18 protein-coding genes and 1 tRNA gene are annotated in these 23,018 nt (G+C 46.3%); 13 read left to right on the top strand and 6 right to left on the bottom strand.

Translation table 11 applies throughout. The annotated features are described in order from the left end of the window. Window positions 1-245 precede the first annotated feature (245 nt). The 6 genes from QT987_RS00350 to QT987_RS00325 all read left to right on the top strand — a co-directional run bounded on the left by QT987_RS00350 (window position 246) and on the right by QT987_RS00325 (window position 6,845). Window positions 246-1,448 carry a tetratricopeptide repeat protein gene (locus QT987_RS00350; RefSeq protein ID WP_333236284.1) on the top strand — a complete coding sequence of 401 codons (1,203 nt, stop codon included), beginning with the start codon at window positions 246-248 and terminating at the stop codon, window positions 1,446-1,448. Window positions 1,449-1,527: 79 nt separating this feature from the next. Beyond that, window positions 1,528-3,051: a carboxypeptidase M32 gene (locus tag QT987_RS00345; RefSeq protein WP_333236282.1), complete on the top strand. Its 1,524-nt coding sequence runs from the start codon at window positions 1,528-1,530 to the stop codon at window positions 3,049-3,051. Window positions 3,052-3,300: 249 nt separating this feature from the next. Further along, window positions 3,301-4,221, top strand: a complete 921-nt coding sequence (locus QT987_RS00340) for a glycosyltransferase (protein ID WP_445299698.1) — start codon at window positions 3,301-3,303, stop codon at window positions 4,219-4,221. A gap of 740 nt (window positions 4,222-4,961) precedes the next feature. Further along, entirely contained in the window at window positions 4,962-5,672 is a 711-nt protein-coding gene (locus QT987_RS00335; protein ID WP_333236280.1) for a peptidoglycan-binding protein, read from the top strand. A 507-nt stretch (window positions 5,673-6,179) separates the two neighbouring features. Continuing rightward, window positions 6,180-6,261 (top strand) — tRNA-Leu (locus QT987_RS00330). Between the two features lie 221 nt (window positions 6,262-6,482). Beyond that, complete coding sequence (locus QT987_RS00325; RefSeq protein WP_445243027.1) at window positions 6,483-6,845, top strand: DUF433 domain-containing protein; 363 nt, start codon at window positions 6,483-6,485, stop codon at window positions 6,843-6,845. Window positions 6,846-7,240: 395 nt separating this feature from the next. Here QT987_RS00325 and QT987_RS00320 read toward each other — a convergent pair whose 3' ends face one another. The 5 genes from QT987_RS00320 to QT987_RS00300 form a co-directional block, all read right to left on the bottom strand. Continuing rightward, window positions 7,241-9,604 carry a DUF3488 and DUF4129 domain-containing transglutaminase family protein gene (locus QT987_RS00320; protein WP_333236278.1) on the bottom strand — a complete coding sequence of 788 codons (2,364 nt, stop codon included), beginning with the start codon at window positions 9,602-9,604 and terminating at the stop codon, window positions 7,241-7,243. A 439-nt stretch (window positions 9,605-10,043) separates the two neighbouring features. Further along, complete coding sequence (locus QT987_RS00315; protein WP_333236276.1) at window positions 10,044-11,114, bottom strand: hypothetical protein; 1,071 nt, start codon at window positions 11,112-11,114, stop codon at window positions 10,044-10,046. Continuing rightward, window positions 11,107-12,288: a heterocyst differentiation protein HetZ gene (hetZ, locus tag QT987_RS00310; protein ID WP_333236274.1), complete on the bottom strand. Its 1,182-nt coding sequence runs from the start codon at window positions 12,286-12,288 to the stop codon at window positions 11,107-11,109. Before hetZ ends, QT987_RS00315 begins: the two co-directional genes overlap by 8 nt. Before the next feature lie 67 nt (window positions 12,289-12,355). After that, window positions 12,356-13,537, bottom strand: coding sequence for an RNA-guided endonuclease TnpB family protein (locus tag QT987_RS00305; RefSeq protein ID WP_333236272.1), 1,182 nt, complete (start codon window positions 13,535-13,537; stop codon window positions 12,356-12,358). Window positions 13,538-14,342: 805 nt separating this feature from the next. Continuing rightward, window positions 14,343-14,585, bottom strand: a complete 243-nt coding sequence (locus QT987_RS00300) for a hypothetical protein (RefSeq protein ID WP_333053252.1) — start codon at window positions 14,583-14,585, stop codon at window positions 14,343-14,345. On the opposite strand from QT987_RS00300, the gene QT987_RS00295 reads away from it, so the two are divergent. Then, entirely contained in the window at window positions 14,585-15,124 is a 540-nt protein-coding gene (locus tag QT987_RS00295; protein WP_333053253.1) for a Dps family protein, read from the top strand. The two genes, QT987_RS00300 and QT987_RS00295, sit on opposite strands and share 1 nt — an antisense overlap. Before the next feature lie 563 nt (window positions 15,125-15,687). On the opposite strand, the gene QT987_RS00290 is transcribed toward QT987_RS00295, so the two are convergent. Then, window positions 15,688-15,810: a hypothetical protein gene (locus tag QT987_RS00290; RefSeq protein ID WP_333053255.1), complete on the bottom strand. Its 123-nt coding sequence runs from the start codon at window positions 15,808-15,810 to the stop codon at window positions 15,688-15,690. A gap of 798 nt (window positions 15,811-16,608) precedes the next feature. On the opposite strand from QT987_RS00290, the gene QT987_RS00285 reads away from it, so the two are divergent. The 6 genes from QT987_RS00285 to QT987_RS00260 all read left to right on the top strand — a co-directional run bounded on the left by QT987_RS00285 (window position 16,609) and on the right by QT987_RS00260 (window position 22,920). Beyond that, complete coding sequence (locus QT987_RS00285) at window positions 16,609-17,640, top strand: glycosyltransferase family 2 protein (RefSeq protein WP_333236270.1); 1,032 nt, start codon at window positions 16,609-16,611, stop codon at window positions 17,638-17,640. Between the two features lie 127 nt (window positions 17,641-17,767). Further along, window positions 17,768-19,219 (top strand): NAD(P)/FAD-dependent oxidoreductase, encoded by a 1,452-nt coding sequence (locus QT987_RS00280; RefSeq protein WP_333236268.1) that lies wholly within the window; start codon window positions 17,768-17,770, stop codon window positions 19,217-19,219. Window positions 19,220-19,240: 21 nt separating this feature from the next. Further along, on the top strand, window positions 19,241-19,912 hold the full coding sequence (pnuC, locus tag QT987_RS00275; protein ID WP_333236266.1) for a nicotinamide riboside transporter PnuC: 672 nt from the start codon (window positions 19,241-19,243) through the stop codon (window positions 19,910-19,912). Further along, complete coding sequence (locus QT987_RS00270; RefSeq protein ID WP_333236264.1) at window positions 19,909-20,730, top strand: AAA family ATPase; 822 nt, start codon at window positions 19,909-19,911, stop codon at window positions 20,728-20,730. Before pnuC ends, QT987_RS00270 begins: the two co-directional genes overlap by 4 nt. A gap of 254 nt (window positions 20,731-20,984) precedes the next feature. After that, the gene (locus QT987_RS00265; RefSeq protein WP_333236262.1) at window positions 20,985-21,134 is read left to right on the top strand and encodes a hypothetical protein; all 150 of its coding nucleotides are present in this window, start codon (window positions 20,985-20,987) and stop codon (window positions 21,132-21,134) included. A gap of 424 nt (window positions 21,135-21,558) precedes the next feature. Next, window positions 21,559-22,920 (top strand): branched-chain amino acid ABC transporter substrate-binding protein, encoded by a 1,362-nt coding sequence (locus QT987_RS00260; protein ID WP_333236260.1) that lies wholly within the window; start codon window positions 21,559-21,561, stop codon window positions 22,918-22,920. Window positions 22,921-23,018 lie beyond the last annotated feature (98 nt).

The raw sequence follows: 23,018 nt of genomic DNA, 5'->3' as shown, positions 1-23,018 counted from the left end.
TTGTCACACCTCAGTACGATCGCCCTTTCCTCTTTTCTACGCAGTAATATAAAAAAATAGTATTAATCTATACCTACAAATCCCCGATGTAGGATTATATTGAAAAAAATTGAAAAAGTCCCCAAATTCCTGTAAAATTGCCCTAAATAACCAAAGAGTCGCGATCGAAAGCACTCAAAAGCGAAAAAGATCGCATATAAAAAAGAAAAGAATCAATTAGACAAAAAATAATGAGGTGAAACCCCTTGCAAAAATTAGCCAGCATAGAAAAGCCGATCGACTCAGGGGAAAAATCCATAGCAGTCAATACCCAAAAGGCTCAAACCTTGTACGAACGCGGCAACGCCCTAGAAGCAATGGGAAGATTCCAAGCTGCGATCAAATCTTGGGAAGAAGCGATCGAACTTGAACCAAAATTTTATGAAGCCTGGTACAACCAAGGCGTAGCCCTCAAAAAATTGGGCCAGCTAGAAGAAGCGATCGCAGCCTACAATCAATCCCTAAAAATCAAACCAAACAATCCCCAAGCGTGGTACAATCGAGCCAACGTTTTGCGGAAGCTCAACAGACTCTCAGAAGCGATCGCATCCTACGAAAAGGCGATCGAAGTCAAGCCCAGCTACCCCGAAGCTTGGACGAACCGCGGCAACACCCTCGTCAGCTTAGAAAAATTATCAGAAGCGATCGCATCCTACGAGAAAGCTATAGCAATCAAACCAGACTACTGCGAAGCTTGGTACAACAAAGCATTTGCCCTGAGAAAATCCGACGAAAATACAGCCGCGATCGCCTCTTACGACAAAGCGATCGAACTCAAACCAGACTTGCATCAAGCCTGGTACAACCGCGGCTTAGCCCTAGCCGATGAAAAACTCTACCCGGAAGCCGTCGCCTCCTACGACAAAACCCTGCAACTACGGCCGAATTCCGCTGAAGCCTGGAACAAACGCGGCACGGCGATCGCACAAATGGGACAATTTGAAGAAGCGATCGCATCCTGGGACAAAGCCCTCGCACTCAAGCCAAATGACAGCGAAACCTTTTACAACCGAGGCTTAGCCTTCGCCAACTTACAACGCTTTGAAGAAGCAATTGTCTCTTGGGACAAAACCGTAGAGTTGCAGCCAGACAACACCGAAGCCTGGTACAACCGCGCCGTCGCCCTCAAAAAAATCCAACGATTTACCGACGCGATCGCCTCCTACGATAAAATCATCGCACTCACACCCGACGATCCAAACCTGTACTATCAAAAAGCTTGCATTTACGCCCTAGAAAAAGCAGCAGGCGATCGCACAAACAGCCCCGAAGCTTTAGCAACCATCACCGACAAAGCGATCGAAAATCTGTCAAAGGCGATCGAACTCAATCCGCATAAATACCGGAAATTGTGCAAAAATGACTCTAAATTGCGTACAATACGGGAAGAAGTGCGGTTTTTAGCTTGATTTCAGGGTAGCTATGATTGATGGATACGGATGCCGCACTGCAACCTTTGTAGGCAAAACAGCACCATAAACGCCCATCATGCAAACCCTAGACAAAACTCAAGCAAAATTCGCTCAACTGGCAGCCCACCTCAGAGAAGTTAATGACATCGAATCAGTCTCGTCACTGCTGCATTGGGATCAAGCAACTTATATGCCCGCCAAAGGTGCAAGTGCCAGAGGCCGCCAGTTAGCTACACTTAAACAAATATCCCACGAAAAATTTACAGATCCAAAAATAGGTGAACTCCTAGAAGACTTGCGTTTCTACGAACAAACCCTCCCCTACGACTCCACCGCAGCCAGCCTAATCCGCATAGCCCGCAGAGACTACGATCGCGCCTCCAGAGTCCCCGCAACCTTCATGTCCGCACTCTGCCGCCACCAAGCCGACTGCTACGAAGCTTGGGCCGCGGCCAGGGCAGCCAACAACTTCGCAGCCGTTGAGCCGTATCTCGAAAAAACCCTAGAATTAAGCAGGCAATACGCCGATTTTTTTCCCGGCTACGAACACATTGCCGATCCTTTGATCGATCGTAGCGACTACGGCATGAAAGTATCGCTGTTGCGCCCGCTTTTCGCCAAACTGCGTCAAGAATTAGTGCCGATAGTCGAAGCCATCACCTCGCAACCTCCCGCCGACGACTCCTGCTTGCACCAAGACTTCCCAGAATCCCAGCAACTAGAATTCACCCGTAAAGTCGTAGAACGCATGGGGTACGACTTCCAACGGGGACGGCAAGACACCACCCTGCACCCGTTCATGACCAACTTCTCCATAGACGACGTGCGAATTACCACCCGCGTCTATGAAGACCACTTGGATCAAGCTTTGTTCAGCAGCATCCACGAAGCCGGACACGCCCTCTACGAACTCGGAAATTCCCCGGAATTTGAAGGTACCCTTCTGGCAGGTGGCATTTCCTCCGGCGTCCACGAAAGTCAATCGCGACTTTGGGAAAATATGGTCGGGCGCAGCCGCGGTTTTTGGGAATGTTTCTATCCGCAACTCCAAGGCATATTTTTGCGACAGTTGGGACACGTATCCACTGACGCATTTTACCGGGCCATTAACAAAGTCTCGCGATCGCTCATCCGCACCGACGCTGACGAAGTAACCTACAATCTCCACGTCGCCATCCGCTTTGACCTAGAATTGGCAATGGTAGAGGGAAAACTAGCAGTCCGAGACCTCCCTGAAGCCTGGAACGAACGCTATAGAACCGACATCGGCGTTGTCCCCGCCACAGACAGCGAAGGCGCGATGCAAGATGTTCACTGGTATGTTGGTACGATCGGCGGAATGTTCCAAGGTTACACCCTCGGCAACTTGATGAGCGCCCAATTCTACGAAACAGCAGTAAAACTCAATCCTGAAATTCCCGTAGAAATAGAACGGGGCAATTTTAGCGTACTCCACAACTGGCTAAAACAAAACATCTACCAGCACGGCCGTAAATACACCGCTGTCGAATTGATCGATCGCGTTACCGGTTCACCTTTAACTATCGATCCCTTTATCCGTTACATTCGCCACAAATACGGGGAGTTTTATGTCATTTGAGGGATAGCAATGTAAAATTGCAGGCTTTTAAATTACCTAAAAAAAACAGGCGATACTAACTTGTATCGCCCCCCCTTAGAGCGAATCTCAAAGAAGATATAAAATTAAGCGGCTACCTATATCAGAACTGTTTCAGGCTGTTATGGCCAGCGACAAAAAATCCGACTTGCGTCAGTTTGCCAGCAATTGACGCGCTTTGGGCAACAAATATTTGCTGCGAAACGATATAGTTAACACTTTTGTTGCCTACTGCACCAAATAGGAAAAGCCCGAACAGTTTTATCAATCTTCCCTAAATTCAACGTAGTGCCGCCGGGAGTCAACGAAAGTGTCTACTTTCCCTACACGCGGATAGAAGACCGGGTGCAAGGCGATCGCGATCGGCCGGGCGAACTGCTGTTTACTCTAGAAGACCCGGAACAAGTATTTGGAAAACTCGACGACCCGCAAAAGCGCCCTTTATTTTCGATGGCCAGGCTCGATCGCATTAAAAACATGACAGGCTTAGCAGAATTGTTCGCAAAAAGCCAGGAATTGCAAGAAAAATGCAACTTAATTCTAGTAGCTGGCAAGTTGCGAGTCGAAGAAACCGAAGACTACGAAGAAGCAGAAGAAATTAAAAAACTCTACGCAATTATCGACCAATACAACCTTCACGGTAAAATTCGCTGGTTGGGGGTGAGGCTTTCCAAAAGCCTGTCCGGCGAAATCTACCGGGTAATCGCCGACGCCCAAGGTATATTTGTTCAGCCAGCCTTATTTGAAGCTTTCGGCTTGACAATTCTCGAAGCAATGATTACCGGCATTCCCACTTTTGGGACGCAGTTTGGCGGCCCGCTGGAAATCATTCAAGATGGCGTAAATTGGTTTTATATCAACCCGACCAACAACCAGGAAACCGCCAAAAAAATACTAGATTTTTTATCGAAATGCGAAGAAAATCCCAACTATTGGTATGAAATTTCAACGCGAGGAATTGACAGAGTTTACAGCACGTATACCTGGAAAATTCACACTACCAAGCTGCTGACACTGGCCCGGACTTACGGTTTCTGGAACTACTCGTCCAAGGAAAACCGCGAAGATATGCTCCGTTACATAGAATCGCTGTTTTATCTCATTTACAAGCCAAGAGCAAAGGCTTTATTGGCAGAACACGCAAATCGATAAGTCGCGAGTTTGGCTTTTTATATCAAATCCGTTGGTATCGGAATTATTCCTCTCTCTCTTCCCTTTCTCTGTATCCTCTGCGTCAAGAGGGGTTTAATAATTCCGATACAACTGAGATGTTGTACCATTCTCAAGAACAGGCAAGATGCCTGTTCCACAAGAGATGAATTTTATTGTGGAACAGGCATCTTGCCTGTTCCTAAACAAGTAATTGAGAATGGTGCAACATCTCAGATACAACCGAAATTGATATTACGGGGAGATTAAAGGAAAAAACTTCGCCTTTCATAGATCAACTTTGTACAAAATACGCCTGTAAAGATTTGTGAATGACTGCCGACTTTGTACCATAAGACTGAGGCTAAAAGATGTGGTTTATACGAAAATGTGGGCTTTGGTAACGAAACATCTCGGAATCAATCGGCTTTATTAGGAATAATGCGAACCGGCCCTACTTCTAACAGGTAACTTCTGAGTGCTGGTGTCCCCATTGCCGAAATTCTAGAAACCGGGGCAGATATAGCAACCGCGACAGACGCTTAGAACTTTCTTAATGGCTCAAACCAATGCGGTCTATTACCCCTTCTCTCGGACTTCTTGTTACCCGATCGCGAAGTCGAAGGGCATTCTTCCTTCTTGCTTCTGCTATATGTCTCAGAAAGCTGTCCGGGTAATACAATTAGATTTAGAAACATGAAAACAGCGAAACCTTGTCAAACCTCACTAACAGGATGAAATTTATGCGTGTGACTACTGTTACAATTTTCAGCTTGATTGCTCTGCTCGCTCCCGGCTTAACCCGAAAGGCAATTGCTGCTTTTGACTCCGAACCCTTGGTGCAGGAAGAGTACCGCAGAGACTTTACGGCTCCCGCCGAGCCGGGTGCGTCAGCATCGCCGGAGGGAAAGTCCAAAGCAGATATGTTTAACAAGCCTTTTTACGCGGGCGAGCAGGCGCCAGTGAAAAAGGAAAAAACTATCTCGGCGGGTGCTGACGGGCCAGAAGTTGCAGCCATACAGCAGCGCTTGCAGGTGCACAGTTTCAAGGTGGGGACGATCGACGGTACCTATGGCTCTCGCACCCGATCGGCGGTTCGTGCTTTTCAGCAGTCTAAGGGTTTGAACGCAGATGGCATTGTGGATAAAGAAACTTGGACAGCTTTAGCAGCAGATCCAGCGTCGGCTTCTGAAACTGTGCAGAGCAATGCTCCAACTCTGAGCAATGCTGCTGTTGCCGACAATCCTCCAACTCTTCTGAATAAAGGCGCTGTCGGTTCCAAGGTGAAGACGCTACAGGTGCGTTTGGAAATGCAGGGTTACGATCCGGGCCCGATCGACGGCATTTTTGGCGCTCGCACTGCTACGGCTGTCAAGAACTTTCAGGAGTATAAGGGTTTAATGGCTAATGGCATGGTGGACGAAACAACCTGGAAGGCGCTCGGCCAAAAGTAAGTGACAAGTGAAAAATACGGAAAATTGCTGTGGCGATAACTCATCATTGAACCCGGTGTTCAAAAATGACCGGGTTTCTCGATGTTGGGCGATCGAGCAATTTGGTCATCAGCCAGCCGATTTATCAGTGGATCGCTTCCTTCAATCTAAAATCTAAAATCTAAAATCTAAAATCGATGTTGGGCGATCGAGCAATTTGGTCATCAGCCTGCGGATTTATCAGTGGGTCGCTTCCTTCAATCTAAAATCTAAAATCTAAAATCTAAAATCGATGTTGGGCGATCGAGCTATAGCGGTTCTCAAGCGTTGTGAGGTATGGGGGCGAGTCCTATGCCCTATGTCCTATGCCCGCGAGAGCACCTCATGTTAGTGATAAAGGCTATATGTGGTCATCAGCCTGCGGATTTATCAGTGGATCGCTTTCTTCAATCTAAAATCTAAAATCTAAAATCTAAAATCGATTGACCGATCGCTCTGTTGTGTGTTATAGTATTTAAATGTCAAAATGCGGATATGGCGGAATTGGCAGACGCGCCAGATTTAGGTTCTGGTTCCGAGAGGAGTGAAGGTTCAAGTCCTTTTATCCGCATACTATCTAATACTTTATAAATCAAGGGTTTGAGGTTCATGCAACCAAGAATCCCGTTTTTAGCTCATCTTTCGCTGACTCTTGCGAGTAAGGCTGTAGATCCAAACACTCTGTGCGATCGCAATGTTCGAGCATTTGCGTATCCTTGACTGTGATTTTGTAACTTCTGATGATGCCGATCAGGCGAATCAAGGGATTCCCGATCACCAGTAGAATAGTAGATGGCTAAAACAGGAAGTTTAGATATGGGACTTAATGAGTATTTTGATTTCTTAGCACCGGATGATATTCGTATTAAAGGACATCGCATCGGGATTGAGACGGTACTGTATGAGTATATTTATCGGGAACGCACCCCAGAAGAAATTCAGCAACTCTATCCCTCTCTCAGTTTAGCCGAAGTTTATACGACTATTTTGTATTATTTACAAAATCAAGAATCAGTAAGTAGATATTTGCAAGATTGGTTGGAGTGGTCGCATCAGCAGCGAAAAATGCAAGCAGCAAATCCCCATCCTGCAGCAGAAAGATTGCGAAAATTGAAAGCTGAACGGGAAAGGCAAACCGCGATCCAGGGTGCTTGAGGAATGGCACTTAAATATTTGATGGATGAGAATGTTACGCCCATTTATGCTACACAGCTTCGCCGGAAACGCAACTAATACCAAGACCGAATCATTCATCTCCCCTTAACATAAATCCACACTCCGATCGCGTTCTAGAGAATGCTTGGCGTTATTACGATCGCCATCACGAAGAAATCGATCGCCTCATTGTTGCTCATCAAACCAATGATTGAAAGCGTGAGGCTGTATTAAGAGTGAAAATTTTGCGATCGCAATCAGATGATGCGCGGGTGGCCAGAAACCGGGTTTTTGCCCAGAAGACGCTATGCAGCCGTAGAAACCGGAAAAACCCGGTTTCTTGGGTTTTTCTCCGTAACTCCTACTTGTGTACAAGCGATTTCTATCGCCGATTTTTATCTTAACTTTTTGAGTTTCTTCAAGTGCGATCGTCTCAAATTTTCCACCAACCCCCGCAACTGGTTCAAATTACCCGCTTCCCCGCCATACTTCCAGCGCACGTAAGCTTGCGAAACTTCATCAATCACCTCACCCTCATCAGTGGGATGATTCCCGCGCATAGCCTCAGCATACTCCAAAGGCGTTTGAGCGCGAGGTTTCACAAATCCCCTACTCGCCAAATCCTTCAGCATTTCCTGATAAACCCCCTCCACCGGCGGCAACTTCGCCAGCCAGCGGCGGTGGCGCCACTTGCGCCACACTTGCCAAATTAACCAGCCAATAAAGCCAAAGGCGATCGCAGCAATCAAACCAGTAAATAACCCCACCCAACCCCTAGCAAACTGTCCCAGAAACCAGCCCACAATCAAAGTTATCCAGCCAATTAGAAAACCTATAACTGAATCCAGCCCGCTTCTGAGAGGAGTCGGTAGCCAACCCGCGATCCACTTCCAAAACGATTCCAGCGCACTAAAAGTCTGGTTGTCTTCCACCGAAGCCGGAATCAGCGGATAACCGGGAATCGGATTAAAACCAAACCAGCCGTGATTGGGAAAATATACCTCCGTCATCAAAAAAGCGTCGGTATTTTTCACAACATAGTAACCAGTAAACGGGTTGAATTCCCCCGTATCGAAACCGCCAGCCAGCCGCGCCGGAATCCCGATCGATCTGAGCATAATTGTCAGTACCGTCGAAAAGTGGTCTGGATATCCCCCTGTAACTTTTTTGCCGTCCTGGGTGTTTTTGTAGCCAAACAGAAAACCCTCGACTAAATCTTCACCTTCTTCTAAGTAAGGCAAAGCTTTTTCTATTTTGTAATTCGGATTTTGCTTTAAATATTGAGCCAAATACAAAGCTTTTTCGTAAGGAGAATCTATCGGTCTTTCCGACTGAGATACTCTAGTTCTTGCCGCCAAGATTTCTTCAGTTTTTTCTCGCACCTTTTGGGCAATTTCCGGGGGCACATCCAAATAAAACTTGCGAATATTTTTCGGGTAATTAGTACCAGTTTTCCCCAACAAAGAGCGATCGCGAAAAGGCACATTAGAAATCACTGTATAAGTCACACCCTCTCCCAATTCCGCAGGCGCTCGCAAACCCCCCTCCGCATCAACGGCCACCTCTGGACTCGGAAAATAAAGCTCCTTCGGCTTGTTTAAAGCCGGAATCAAATTCGGCATTGGAGCAACAATAGTATAACTTTGAATCACCTCTTGATTCCGAGGCGCATTGGGAAACGGATTCAGATAAAATTGATAAGACCAGCTAGGTCTAGTCACCTTTTGAGCTTGTTCGTTGCGAGAAATTTCCCAACCCTGACCGGTGTATTTGTCAAAGCCTAATACTCGCCAAAAACCTGCAGCCTGCGATCGCACCCGCATCACCACTTGGGGTTTCATTTCCCCCCGCAAATTTTGATTAATGCGCTGGTTGAAACCGTAATAAAAAGTAGAGTCTACCTCTCCTGGCCCAGAGTCTGGGTTTCTCCCCGTTCCTCCGCCAGTTCCTTTTTCATTTCCCCCTCTAACATACCCCGGATTCAGAATGCTGCGCTCGTCAAACTCCCCCTGATATTCAATAGGAGCACTCACCGGAAAAGTCCGCAACTGATAGCCAGGGAGGCGTGGCAAAAACGCAAAAATAGTCAGCCCCAACCCGACAGTTATCAGCAGCAGCCAAGCAAAATACTTTGGGGATAAAGTAGCAGCAAATAGCGACAGGCTTTCATTTTTTCCTTTACCTTGTGCTTTTTCGCCAATGGCTTCTGGCTTCAAAAATCCCAAGCGCGATCGATAATCCAAAACCAAAGTTGGAAGCGCTAAAGCCAAAAACACCAACAATAGCGGCGCAAAAGTCAAGGTTTGGCTGAGAGTCGCTGCTACCCCTAACAAAATTAGCCCGATTACCATCGAATAGCCTAAATCCTTGCGGCGAGGCAAATCGAAACTGTGCAGCACTTGAAGTTGGATTAACAGTTGCGCCAAAACTAACCGCGTATCATTCAATTCTCCCACCAAGCGGCTAAAAAAAGCGAACAGGGCCACCAGCATTCCAATAGCTATGCAGAACTTAGCAGCTACATTGCGATCGCGGCGGCGGTACCAACTCCAAGTTGCTCCCACAATACTAACAGGCACAGCCCACAGGTTCAGGGCTTCTTCAGCAGCAACGTCAGTAGCTACAATCCCCACAATTACCAACAACTGAACTAGGATTCGCAGCAGCAAAGAATCCTCAATCACCGGCGGAGGCATGGCCTCAATCTGCTCCCACAGCTTACCCAAAACAGGTATATTTCGCAGGTTATCAGTTGTCATGTGCACCCATCCAACTATTTTAGATTTCAGATTTTAGATTTTAGATTGAATCCACAGATTAATCTGGATTTTACCTAATATCTAAATCTTATTTCCCTGTCAAACGATTTTAGATTTTAGATTTTAGATTTTAGATTTTAGATTGAACCCACAGATTAATCTGGGTTTTAACTAATATCTAAATCTTATTTCTCGGTCAAACCATTTTAGATTTTGGATTTTAGATTGAATCCACAGATTAATCTGGGTTTTAACTAATCTCCAAATCTTATTCCTCTGTCATTAGATTTTAGATTCACTCCACAGATGAATCTGAGGGCTTGAACTAATATCTAATTTTTTTTTGCTTTCCACGACCGAAGTCGAGGGATTGCATCTGTTTTGTGTGAGGTCAAACCACAGAGTAAAAAGCTAAATTCTTTACTCTAATTATACCTTTCTAGTTGCTATCTTGTCCTGTCCAAATTGGACGAATAGCAAACATCAAAGGTCTGGTATCGAAGTTTTGGAATCGAACTTCTAGAGCATAAGTCTTGTTAGGTTGCGGGTCAAACAACTCCACACTTAAATGCCCGGAATTCGGACGATGTGCAGTTGCTTCGGCATCTCCTCCCTTGAGTTCCAAACTTCCTGCCCCCGGAAATTGGCACTCAACTCTTAAACACGGCATTGGCTGTTCTCTGTTGCGGTTCGACAGATATTGAGCCTCCAGAGTCAGCGCACCCAAACCAGTCAGCCACTCCCGCGAAACCGGTGGCTGATTTACAGGACAATCGAGAGTTAGAGACTCAATGATTTCCTTGGCGGCCAACAGCGACAGCACCATTTGTTGATCGGTACTCGCTGCTTCGTAATTCGGGAAATCTTCTAAATCTAGAAGTCCCCGCAAAGAACCTCGGAGCACTAAACCAGCTAACTCGTTGAGTTCCTGAGACTGGCCCGGAAATAAGCCATCTACAGCGCGAACTAACTTCGAGCCTTGCCGCAGCGACGACATTACCAATTCCTGACAAGGTTCTAGCAGTTGAGCAAAAACCCCTTGGGCGATCGGAATTGGCAGGCGGCCCCACCTGATATTTTGTAGTTGGGGAGTCCAGAGGTGTAGGGGGGGAACCCATTGCGGGGCTACATCGTCTGGGTAATCGTGGTCGTAGCTTTTGAATTCTGTTTCCCAGGGGAACAGCGGCGGGTTAGATTCAATTTCGGCTCTAAGCCTTTCTTTTAACAAGGTCTGAAAACGGTCTTGCACGGTCGGTATTTCTCCAATTGTCAGCGGTTGTGCGGGTGCATTGTTGTGCGCCCCCACTTGATAGTCCAGCGGGTCTGGTTCGTCCCATTCCCAGTATTCCACCCCGGAATTGTCTTCTGTGTCGCCCCACTCTTGTGAGCGAGGGGATGGATTGAGGTTTTCCTCATCTTCGCTAGAGGCATTCGCGATCGGCGCCTGCAATATCCAGTCTAAAAAATGGCGATCGAAAGCCTCTGCATCCCTGTTCGTTTCGTTATTCATCACTAGATGCCCCTTCTCCGGAATCTGAACGATTTCGCAATTCCCACGCAAGTTCCAGCAATTTAAACCACCGCTTCTGTACCTGGGCTACCGTGCTGCCCAGGGTTTGGGCGATCGCTGACTCTGACAGACCCTGTTGTTTCAACTTTAGCAAACGCTGTCCCTCTGGGCCAATTTGCTCGCCAAACGCCTGCCACTGAGAAGGCAGCAAACCCAAATTGCGATCTAAGTCTGCTTCCAGCCACTGGTGAACGAGTTCCCAGCGGTGCGACATGGCGAACCTGAGCAAATGGTACTTGAAGCGCTGCTGCAAATAGTCTCTTTGGCGGGGAGTTATGCCCAGAAGCGACTCTATTTCATTAGTCGGCAAGTCTTGCAAGCGCAGCACGAAGTAATCGGCGCAGTCTTGTTGGTTGCGATCTTTCAAGTAAGCGACTAATTCGTCAATCACGTTTTGCCGCAGAGATTCTGACTCGTCGCCTTGGGGGCGAATTGCAGCGGAACCCTGTCCGGCCATCGCTTCCCGCACGGAGTGCACCGAGGTATCGTTCCAAGTTTGGTCGGAATCAGAAGCCCCTCCGTCGGCGGCTTGTTCCATATCTACGGAGGTTTCTTTGGGCTGCTGCTGGGAAAAGGTTTGGGCCCGTAAAATAATGAGTTGCTGGCTGCGGTTCCGAGGTAAAGGAATGCGCCGCTTGCCGAAGCGCTCTACAAAGGCCATGTACTCTGCTAGTTCTAAGCGAGTGCGGGGACTGTAGGTAGGTGGTAGTTGGGTTTCGCGCCGGAATGCCTTTAAAGCTTCCAGATAAAATCCTTGCAAAAAATCTTTGATCAGTTCTACTCGCGCCTGATAGCTAGACTGCACCTGCGGAGGGGTGATGTAGCGATAGACGATCGCGCTGAGGGTACTGTGCAATTCTACTCTACCGGGCCCGGAGCCTAAATTGTAATAGTGGAGGCATTGTTGCAAGCGGTGCTGAGCGAGGGTCTGGGCTGAACCTTCTATATCTCCAGAGGCTTGAATCCGCTGGCTTTCTGTGCATATCCTGTTGACTTCTGCTGCGAGTCGCCCTGCTACATCTTGGCAGTTCTGCTCAGACGCGCGAGTGGACTTTTTGAGTTCGTCTAACAGCCGTTCAAATATGGTTTCCACGCTCTGGCAGATTTCCCGCATGATGGTTTACAGCTAACATTGACATCCACCCCGGCGTAAACGCACGGGGATTCCTAAGACTCACGACTTAGGTTTCTGCTTCCGTCCCTGACGGGGATTTCGCACCAGCCTTAACAGATTTACTCTGTTCTGGTCTTACGGTCGCTCCACAGACTGACACGGCAAGCCCTGCCGCCAAAATATTTTTTGCCGCATTAATATCTCGGTCATGGTGAGTGTCGCAATTAGGACAATCCCATTCCCGGATATTTAACGGCATCTTGTCAACGATGTGTCCGCAATTGCCACACCGTTTAGAACTCGGAAACCAGCGATCGATCTTAATTAAAGTACGGCTGTACCACTTACACTTGTATTCAAGTTGTCCGACTAATTCCCCCCAACTTGCATCACTTATAGAAGCGGCAAGTTTGGGATTTTTAACCATATTCTTCACAGCTAAGCCTTCTACGGCGATGGTTTGGTTTTCACACACCAACCGCGTTGTTAACTTGTGAAGACTATCTTTCCTTGCATCAGTGATTTCTTGATGCACTTTCGCTACTTTAAGCCGTGCTTTGTGACGGTTGTTTGACCCTTTTTGCTTGCGACTTAAAGATTTTTGCGCTTTTCTAAGTTTGCGATATTTTGCCTTGAATCCTTTGGGATTGGCAATCTTTTCGCCAGTGCTTAGAGTGAGCAAGCTTGTAACTCCCAGGTCGATACCAACTTGACTGCCTGACTGAGGTAATGCTTCAATTTCAACATTCACCAACAGAGAAACTGACCACCTACCTGATGGTGCAAGCTTCACGCTTAAGGTTGATGGTGTTGCACCATCAGGTAGTGTCCGGCTCCAACGAATTGGTAACGCTTGTGTGCTTTTTGCTAGGTAGACTTGTCCATCTCTGAACTTAAATGCTGACTTGGTAAATTCTGCACTACCACCATTGCGTTTCTTTTTGAAGTTAGGATATTTGGCCCGCCCATCAAAAAAGTTGGTATAAGCCGTTTGTAAATGTCTCAAACATTGCTGCAATGGCACACAGCTAACTTCATTGAGAAAATTCAACTCTTCTGTTTTCTTCCATTCGGTTAACATTGAAGAAGTCTCAGCATAGCCTACCCGTTTCTGTTCTTCGTACCAAGCTTCAGTTCTTGTGGCTAAAGCACGGTTGTAGACCAAACGAACACAACCCAAAGTACGTCGCAACAAACTTTCTTGTTCCGGCGTTGGGTAGAATCGATAGCTGAAGGCTTTTAGTGTCATACTTATTTTAAGTACACCATTTCACATACTAGCACGTCTTGGGTGAAATGGTAGGTATTAACAAAAATTCATGTAAAGCCGTCCTAGAAGGACGGGGTTTCAAACCCAAATTTCTGATGAAAGTAGCACAGTTAGTAAAAGTATGGATCAATCTTTCCTACGGCTACTTTAGCCCGTATTCCCCACATAGGAAAAACTGTAATGCCCTCGATCTCCTCCTCGCTGCAAACGCTGAGGACTGCTTTTTTTTAATCTGTCCTGACACGCCATCCGCCAAAAACCAGGTTTCAACAATTGTCACTGCAACGATGGTTCATCAGAGGGTCTGGTTTGACAAAGCCTTCATGCACCTGCGGGCCCAAAACGCGGCACTGCGGTTGATACCTTCGGCTTAGTGGTGTTGGTGGTCACAGCAGCAAGTGTTCCTGAAGGTGAAGCTAGCACACAACTTCTCCCGGCGTCTACTAGATGGGACAAAGGGTTTCACGGCTGTATTTGATCTGGGTCTTCCGCCACTTTTGCCATAAAGTTTCGACGGCGATCGCCCGTCTGTTTCTTGGCAGCATCCTTGAACGTGGATTGAAGGGTTTGAGTCAATATCATTTGTAGCATCCCAATCACACAGATCAGAACCGCTCATGTCCGAAAATCTGTTTCCTAGCCTTCTAGGATATAATGGGGTGATATTTAATTGCAAGTCCGTTATGCCGTCATTTAAACCCGCCCGCACAATTAAGTGTGTGTGATGTTCGTTACCTTCGGCATAAATTCCTTAATTTTTATTAACAATCAGAGTGCAGCCTTTTTATATAGCGGGATTGAGCGGGGACTCACCTGCCGCCCAATCGGTGTGATCGCCAAACAAAGGCGCTTCGGAACAATAAGTTTGAGTGCATCTATCTAAAGGTATCAATATTGCAATTACTTTAACCTGAAAAGCAGATATTTTACTAAAGTGCGATCGTCTTCGATCGTCCTCTGGGTTGATGTAAGTGACGGGCGAAATTTGTTCTAATAGTAAAGTTAGATTTGAAGGAACAATTTTCAATGCGTAAGTTAAACATAGGTCTATCTGACGAGCAACGTGCAGGCGTTATCGAACTATTGAATCACGACTTGGCAGATGCTTATCTGCTGTTAATCAAAACCAAAAAGTATCACTGGGATGTAGTGGGCCCGCAGTTTCGATCGCTCCACCAGTTGTGGGAAGAACACTATCAGGCGTTAACACTAAATATCGATGCTATGGCTGAACGGGTGAGAACTTTAGGTGGCTATCCAATTGGTACTGCTGAGGGTTTTCTGAAGTATGGCTCGATTAAAGAACATATCGGCGATTTGCCTTTGGCTACGGAAATGGTAGCGCGTTTAGTTGATGACCACGAACTGATTATTCGCAATCTCCGCAAACACGTAGAACAGTGCGGTGAAGAGTTTAAGGATGACGGAACCGCTGACTTTTTGACGGGTTTGATGGAACAGCACGAGCAAATGGCTTGGATGTTGCGCTCGTTTATTGAAGGGGAATCCCTTGCGCCAGATGGTAAGCAGCCGCAAGCTCAAACTGCTACAGCTTCTCACGCTTAGAGAGATTAAGTAGAAGGAAGAAGGAAGAAGTAAGAAGGAAGAATGGAAAATTTAGATTTTTTTATTTAACCCTCTTTCCTCATTCTTGATCGACCAACCAGGCAGAATTAAACGCCCTCTAGCTTCCTCAAAAACCCGGTTTCTTCAAAAAACCGGGTTTTTCAATTTTGGGTTTATGTAGATTTTCGATTTCCTAAACTATTGAATCGCATTCTTTCGTATACCTGCGATGGCAACATTCTGTGAGCTTTCGTTCGCGCCTCAGTCCTAGCAACTGTCCTCCCTTCACTCGATTCTGATGCTTTTTTTAACTCTAACCCAGCTTCAGTTGGCGCTGTAACTATTATTGTTAATATACTTTTTATTGACAGCAGATACAAATTATGGCGCAAAAGTGCCATTGATAAATCTTCTTTGAACGCTCGATACAGCCAAGATAATGTACTCCGGTGATTGCCACTGCGGTTGCTTTTGACAGCTAAGGAATGAGAATTAAATAACTTCCACTCTTGAAAGTGGGACGGGCGGGACGCCCATCCCACAATAATAATTAAAATTGTAAGTTATTTAATTCGCGATCCTAAGTAAATGTAAAAGTTGCTGCTATAGCAGCGATAAATGCTGCTGGGAATTTCGGGATGTTGCTGCCGGATATCTGCCATAATTAAAGAGTGAGATTTTGCCATTGCTGCATAGGATCGCGAATTAAATAATTTACACAATGAAAGTGGGTTGGGCGTCCCGCCCCCCTTTCTGGACGGGCGGGACGCCCATCCCACAAGAACCATCACGCATTCTAAGTTATTTAATTCTCATTCCTAAGCTGGTATGATGACTGAAACTAAGGGCTGATTTAAAGTGTTTTGGAAGGTTTTCATGTAATATAAAAACTTGTTTATGTAAAAGTTTTGGTTCAAAGGGAACTAGCTAAGAGTATGTTAGCAAATTACCAAAGCTCGATCGTACAGTGTCGGAAATTTTAAGACGTATATTTAAATTATATTGCCAAAAGTCATAAAGTGTGCATTGAGTCCGCAGTCGCGATCGAGACTTGGGGCAGCAGTCACTCGCGGATGAGGTCTGTAAAAGAAATTGTACCGCGCAAGTCCTGACAGTTCGTGGGTATCCGTATAAACGATGTTGGATTTTATACGGTGTGCCTACTTATAAAATCAAAGTCTTGTGTATGGCAACACAGCCACACCAAAATGCTGCAGGGGCTTTTTCCGAAGTTTACACAAACAATGATATATTTAAAGATTTTGTAAAGGTGTTGTCTACATCAGGTCACTCTCAGCAAGAGATGGCGTAAAATAGAAGTAAGAATGGGGAAAATTAAATCGAGAATACCAGCAAAAAATATAGTTGAAGATCAACAAAAATCGAGTTATAAATAAAAAAGTAGAGCTGATTTTACCCTTTGTAAAGTAGCACCCATAAAATTCCAGCAAATTTTAGCCCCTGCAATTTAAACAATTTAGGTAATGATTTCTACCGCCGACCCCACTGTATCCGTTATTATCCCAGTCCACAACGGGGGCTCTTACTTCCGCACCTGTTTGTCAAAACTGGCTCAAACTGTGCCCAGGCCGATCGAGATTATTGTAGTAGCAGATGGTGAAAGCGACGGTTCTTGGCGTCTAGCCCAGGAATTCGGCGCCAAAGTGATCAGGATTCCCGAATGCGGAGGGCCAGCGCGCGCCAGAAATTTGGGTGCCCAGGCTGCAAAGGGAGATATTCTGTTTTTTGTGGATGCTGATGTCGCTGTTTGTCCAGAAGCTGTGGGCTATGCGATATCGGTGTTCAAAAATAATCCCTACTTAGCTGCTTTCATCGGCTCTTACGACGATGATCCTGGAGATCCTGATTTTCTATCACAGTACAGGAACTTGCTCCACCACTACGTGCACCAAACAGGTAACGAAGAAGCTTCGACTTTTTGGGGCGCTTGCGGAGTGATTCGTCGGGAAATTTTTTTGCAAATGGGTGGCTTTAATGAGAGTTACCGCCAAGCTTCGATCGAAGATATTGAGTTCGGCTACCGTTTGAAACAAGCAGGTTATAACATTCGGCTGTGCAAAACATTGCAGGTGAAGCATTTAAAGCGGTGGAAACCTATGGGTATGGTGAAAGCTGACTTTTTCTACCGAGCGCTGCCTTGGACAGAACTGATTTGGCGCGATCGCAAATTGAATAACGACCTCAACTTGCAAGTCTCGAACCGCATCAGCGTGATTTTAACTTATGCAGTCCTGCTGGCAACTTTGGGAACCTGCTGGTCGGTGAGCTTTCTGCTACTGGCTGGTTTGCTGGCAATACCGCTGGTAGCAATTAATGCACCGCTTTACCGATTTTTTCACCGTAAACACGGTATCCTATTTGCCCTGAAAACTATTCCGTGGCACTGGCTTTTCTACTTTTACAGCGGACTGGCATTCGCGATCGGCACGGGTCGCTACTTATACCAAAAAAAGCCTGTGACTGGCAAAGTTAGCTTGCCAGTATCCGCTCAATAAATCAAGGCAAATTGTCCTTCAAAATCAGGTAGCTCAATAGGTTCTCAGGGTATTCACGGGTGCATCTGTAACTTGGACAAGTTATAAATAATTGTATGGTTCGATAAAAAAGCTGGAGGTAGGCTGAGTGAAACATTATCCGGTTGCGATCGTCGGTGCAGGCCCTGCGGGCTTGACTGCTGCCTACGAGCTAGTCAAGGAAGGCATCATCCCTGTTGTACTAGAAAAAGGTGATAAAGTTGGGGGAATAGCTCGCACAGAAACCTACAAAGGCTATCGTTTCGACATTGGCGGCCACCGCTTTTATACTAAAGTTGAAGCCGTGCAGCAGTTGTGGCAAGAGGTACTGGGAAATGAGTTTATTAAAGTGCCACGATTGTCGCGAATTTTTTATCGAGGTAAATTTTTCAACTATCCGATTAGTGCCTTCAATACTCTCTTTAATTTGGGCATAATTGAGAGTACGCTGATTATTTTGAGTTATCTGAAAGTGAGAATTTGGCCACTTACGGAAGAAAAAACTTTTGAACAATGGGTTATCAATCGTTTTGGCGAACGCTTGTATAAAACATTTTTTAAGACTTACACTGAAAAAGTTTGGGGCATTCCTTGTTCGGAAATTCAAGCAGATTGGGCGGCGCAGCGGATTAAAGGATTGTCGCTGACGACAGCAATTATTAATGCTTTGTTTGGCAGCAACGACACTAAAACATTAATCAAAGAGTTTGATTATCCGGCTTTGGGGCCGGGGATGATGTGGGAAAAGTTCGCGGAAGCTGTGGAGAATAAAGACGGCAAAGTTTATCTCGATACTAAAGTGATTAGCTTTGAGCGTGAAGGTAATAAGATTAAAAGTATTACTGCGGAGCAAAACGGAGAATTAGTTCAATATTCGGCGGATAATTTCATTACGAGTATGCCGATATCGGCGCTGGTAGCAAGAATGAAACCGCAGCCCCCCGAAGAGGTGTTGCACGCCGCGCGATCGCTCAAATATCGAGATTTTTTGATTGTAGCGCTGATTGTCGATCGCAAGGATTTGTTTCCTGACAACTGGATTTACATTCACTCCCCCGAAGCCAAAGTTGGACGAATTCAAAACTTTAAAAATTGGAGCGCCGCTTTAGTTCCCGATGCCAGCAAAAGTTGTTTAGGAATGGAATATTTCTGTAGCGTAGGCGACGAGATTTGGGAAATGTCGGACGCGGAACTTATCGAATTAGCAACTCGCGAGTTGGTGGGTTTGGGGTTAGCAACAACTGCTGAGGTGGAAGATGGAGTTGTCATACGGCAACTTAAAGCTTATCCAGTTTATGATGGGGAATATCGAGGACACTTGCAGGTACTTGAAGGTTTTTTGAAGGGATTTGAGAATTTGCAGACGATCGGGCGCAACGGTATGCACCGATACAATAATCAAGACCATTCTATGCTGACGGGGATGCTGGCTGTGAGAAATATTCTCGGCGAAAAGCACGATTTGTGGGATGTGAATACGGAGCGATCGTACTATGAAGATTTTAGTGTCGATCGCTCAAAGGACAAAAAGGATTCGGATTTGATTTCGCAGTCAACATAGCCAGCCGAAATAGGGATTGCCATGAAAAAAGCGAACCTGCCAAACTTAATCGGCTTCGCAGCAAGCATCTTCGTGCTCCTGCTTTCAGTGCAGTGGTTTGTCCCTATCCAACTCGACTTAATCGAAGCGATCGCGGCGATCGCTTCTGCTTGGAGCGTTTGGCTGCTTGCTAAAAACAATCCCCTAGGCTGGTGGATCGGCTTAATCGGAGTTATCGCCTACGCTGCGGTGTTTTATCAAGTTAAACTTTACGGCGAAGTTGCGATTCAATTCTTCTATTTAATCACCAGCTTGCAAGCAATTTATATTTGGCTGCAGGGTGGCGAAAACAGCACAGAAAAACCTGTATCTCGCATGGACCAACGCTGGCTCATCCTCACCGCAGTCTTCGTTACAGTTGGTGTATTTGGCTTGCGAACAGTATTAGTATATTTGGGCGGTGCGGCACCATTTTGGGACGCCCTGACCACCATCTTAAGCGCGATCGCCCAGTTGTACCTGATGGAACGCTATCTCGAAAGCTGGTATTTGTGGATTGTTGCAGACACGATTTACGTTCCCTTGTATGCCTCGCGCGGGCTATATCTGACGAGTATTTTGTACGCGATATTTTGCTTAATGGCAATTTTCGGACTGCAAAATTTTCAGCGGATTTACTCGGAACAAAAGTTAAAACAGCAGCAATCTTTATGATACTCGGTGTTACTGTAGGCAAATTTTACCCCTTCCACAAAGGACACGACTACTTAATTCGAGAAGCTAAAAAAAAGGTTGACCGTTTAATCGTTCTCGCCTGTTACAAGACAAATCAAGCAGTTGCAGGAAGCGTTAGAGCCGACTGGATTCGGTTTTTGCATCCCGACGCAGAAGTTATCGAAGTGCTCGACGATTTGCCGGAAGCCCCCGAACCTTGGGCTCAGAGGACTCTTGAGGTGCTTTCCGGGCGAAAACCCGATATCGGTTTTACTTCAGAAGATTACGGGGAACCTTGGGCAAAACTGATGGGAGCTCAACACTGTGCAGTCGATCGCGAACGGCTCAAATTCCCGATTTCTGGAACGCAATTGCGATCGCACCTAGGCGAACACTGGCAAATGCTGACTCCCCCAGCCAAGGCCTACTTTGCCAAACGAGTCTGCGTGCTGGGTGTAGAATCGAGCGGCACAACTACCCTGGCGCGATCGCTCGCACAGCACTACCAAACTGCTTGGGTTCCCGAATACGGCAGGTGTTACTGGGAAGGCAGGCAATATTCGCCCGAACCTGAAATTTGGGACAGCTATGAATTTGTAGAAATTGCCAAGAAACAAGCTGCTATAGAAGACGATATTGCTACTCGCGCTAACAAAGTCGTTATCTGCGATACAGATTCTTTAGCTACTTGTATTTGGCACAAACGTTACGTTGGTTGGGAACACCAGATGGTCGAGCAAATAGCAGACAGCCGCCGCTACGATTTGTATATTTTGACTCAGCCGGATTTCGGGTTTGTTCCATTGGTAACAAGTTAAGCTAAGAAAGCATTTGTCAATCAGCAATTATGCTCAACATTTACTCCGATTTTGGGCATAAAACTGAGATTTGGGCGATCGAGGAATCATGCCGAGGGTGATATTTATACCTACTCCCTCTCAAATCGTGAATTTTCCACTCCTAAAAAAGCAGTTTTTTTGAGTAATATTACTGATTGACAAATGCAATTAAGTCTTAACTTGTCACCAATGGGTTTGTTCAGGATGGAACGCGAGAAAGCGAACATTTACGAATGACTATGCACCAGCAGTTTGTTGAGGTTCTTCAGAATAAAGGAAAGCGGTATATTACTGTGGGAGGAACCCACGAGTTGCGAATGTCGGAGGCAATGGGGGCGATCGATTCAGTGTTGGTGTTTGAAGCATTAAAGGATCTAGAGTAATGATTAATTATGAATATTTTAGTGCCGATCGCTGACAGGAAAAAAGGGATTCATCTTTGATTTGGCAATCAAGCTGATTTGACGCTGGGGGGTTGAAAAAGGGAAAGGAAATCTGTATTTTCCTTTCTCTTTTAAATTTTAACTGGTTTAACTGGTTTTAACTGGTTCCCACGCTCTGCCTGCAAACCCATTTCACTCTTGCTCTGCCTCGTGTGCTGGAAGCAGAGCCTCCCGGTAGGCATTCCCCGGCCGAGCCTGGGAACGAGAAACAGAGGCTGGGAACGATAGAAAACGAGAGAAACAGCTTGTTGCAGCGGTGTATCTTTAAAAGTTGGTCTAAAATTTGAAAATTTGTGCTAACCCTTGACTACATACTTAAAACAGTGGAAATATGCTAAGACGCCAGCAACAAACAAACCAACCTATGAACTTTTCCAAGAAGTCAGGGGGCAAAAGTGCCACATCCCCAACAATCAACTCAACACACAATCTCGGCGTCGGAGGATTGCGGAAATTACTTTTTGCCGCCGGCATAGCCTCTCTGTGCGCTAGCTGTCAAAATCCTGAAGCACCCACCGCCACAACTCCCGGAGGCAGCCCCGGAACCAGTCCCGCAGCCACTCCCGTCGCAGTCAGCAGCCCCGGAGACCCAAATACTGTCAAAATTGTCTCCATGCTGCCCATGACAGGCAGCGCCTTGGGTCAAGCTCAAACAATGGTCAACGGAATCCAACAAGCCCTCGCCGAAACCAACTCCAAAGCTTGCGACGGCAAAATCCAAATCCAATACGAAGTTTTCGATGACGCCACCGCCGCCGCCGGCAAATGGGACCCGGCCCAAGTAACCTCGAACTCCAACAAAGCCGTCGCTGACGCTTCGGTAGTTGCCGTCATCGGTCACTATAACTCCGGTGCCGCCAAACTTTCCATTCCCGTGCTCAACCAAGCTAACATCGTCATGATCAGTCCGGCCAACACTTATCCGGGACTGACTAAACCAGGAAAAGGTGAAGCCAAAGAACCTAACGTTTATTATCCCACAGGCACTCGTAATTTCACCCGCGTTGTCCCCGCTGACGACCTTCAAGGGGCTGTAGCTGGCAACTGGGCGAAATCTTTAGGCGTACAAAAAGTCTACATTCTCGACGACCAAGAACTATACGGCAAAGGCATCGCTGATGTTTTTGAAGCAACTGCTAAAAAGTTGGGAATTCAAGTCCTCGGAAGAGAGGGAATTGATATTAAAGCTAGCGACTACAAGGCGTTAATGAATAAGATCAAAGCTTTAAATCCCGACCTGATTTACTTCGGTGGCACTACTCAAAGCAATGCCGGACAAATAATTAAAGACATGAGAAATGTCGGAATGACGCCTGATGCAGTTAAGTTCATGGGGCCCGACGGCATTAAAGAGCAAGCTTTAATTGACGCGGCGGGCAAAGATGCCGAAGGAATTTACGCTACTTTTGGCGGCTTGCCTCCTCAAGAATTGACTGGTGCGGGCGCGAAGTGGTACGAAAGTTACAAGGCAAAATATAATGCTGAACCGGAAGCTTATGCAGCTTACGCCTATGAAGCTGCTAAAGTTGCGATCGGCGCAATTAATAAAGTTTGCAAAAATGACCGTGCTGCTATCCGCGAAGCTGTCTTGGCAACTAAAGATTTTAACGGGGTACTAGGCACTTGGAGTTTTGACACCAACGGCGACACGAGCTTGACTACAATGTCAGGAAATGTTGTTAAAGGTGGAAAGTGGGAGTTCGTGAATGCGCTCAAGACCGAATAATTAATTAGAGGACAGAGGGAAGTTAGGCAACGGATTTTATAACGGCTGTAACGGATATCGGAAAGAAGGAAGAAGGAAGAAGGGATAATAAAAAATTA

The sequence above is a fragment of the Microcoleus sp. SVA1B4 genome (assembly GCF_036700545.1).
GTDB lineage: Bacteria > Cyanobacteriota > Cyanobacteriia > Cyanobacteriales > Microcoleaceae > Microcoleus.
The sequence above is the reverse complement of the archived record's forward strand: the minus strand, read 5'-3'. Positions and strand labels throughout refer to the sequence as shown.

What these genes read in the sequence shown, in the direction of transcription:
- QT987_RS00345 (WP_333236282.1), top strand. Translation starts at nt 1,528, where the DNA reads ATGCAAACCCTAGACAAAACTCAAGCAAAATTCGCTCAACTGGCAGCC.
- QT987_RS00335 (WP_333236280.1), top strand. Translation starts at nt 4,962, where the DNA reads ATGCGTGTGACTACTGTTACAATTTTCAGCTTGATTGCTCTGCTCGCT.
- QT987_RS00325 (WP_445243027.1), top strand. Translation starts at nt 6,483, where the DNA reads ATGGCTAAAACAGGAAGTTTAGATATGGGACTTAATGAGTATTTTGAT.
- QT987_RS00320 (WP_333236278.1), bottom strand. Translation starts at nt 9,604, where the DNA reads ATGACAACTGATAACCTGCGAAATATACCTGTTTTGGGTAAGCTGTGG.
- QT987_RS00315 (WP_333236276.1), bottom strand. Translation starts at nt 11,114, where the DNA reads ATGAATAACGAAACGAACAGGGATGCAGAGGCTTTCGATCGCCATTTT.
- hetZ (WP_333236274.1), bottom strand. Translation starts at nt 12,288, where the DNA reads ATGCGGGAAATCTGCCAGAGCGTGGAAACCATATTTGAACGGCTGTTA.
- QT987_RS00305 (WP_333236272.1), bottom strand. Translation starts at nt 13,537, where the DNA reads ATGACACTAAAAGCCTTCAGCTATCGATTCTACCCAACGCCGGAACAA.
- QT987_RS00295 (WP_333053253.1), top strand. Translation starts at nt 14,585, where the DNA reads ATGCGTAAGTTAAACATAGGTCTATCTGACGAGCAACGTGCAGGCGTT.
- QT987_RS00290 (WP_333053255.1), bottom strand. Translation starts at nt 15,810, where the DNA reads ATGGCAAAATCTCACTCTTTAATTATGGCAGATATCCGGCAGCAACAT.
- QT987_RS00285 (WP_333236270.1), top strand. Translation starts at nt 16,609, where the DNA reads ATGATTTCTACCGCCGACCCCACTGTATCCGTTATTATCCCAGTCCAC.
- pnuC (WP_333236266.1), top strand. Translation starts at nt 19,241, where the DNA reads ATGAAAAAAGCGAACCTGCCAAACTTAATCGGCTTCGCAGCAAGCATC.
- QT987_RS00270 (WP_333236264.1), top strand. Translation starts at nt 19,909, where the DNA reads ATGATACTCGGTGTTACTGTAGGCAAATTTTACCCCTTCCACAAAGGA.
- QT987_RS00265 (WP_333236262.1), top strand. Translation starts at nt 20,985, where the DNA reads ATGACTATGCACCAGCAGTTTGTTGAGGTTCTTCAGAATAAAGGAAAG.
- QT987_RS00260 (WP_333236260.1), top strand. Translation starts at nt 21,559, where the DNA reads ATGAACTTTTCCAAGAAGTCAGGGGGCAAAAGTGCCACATCCCCAACA.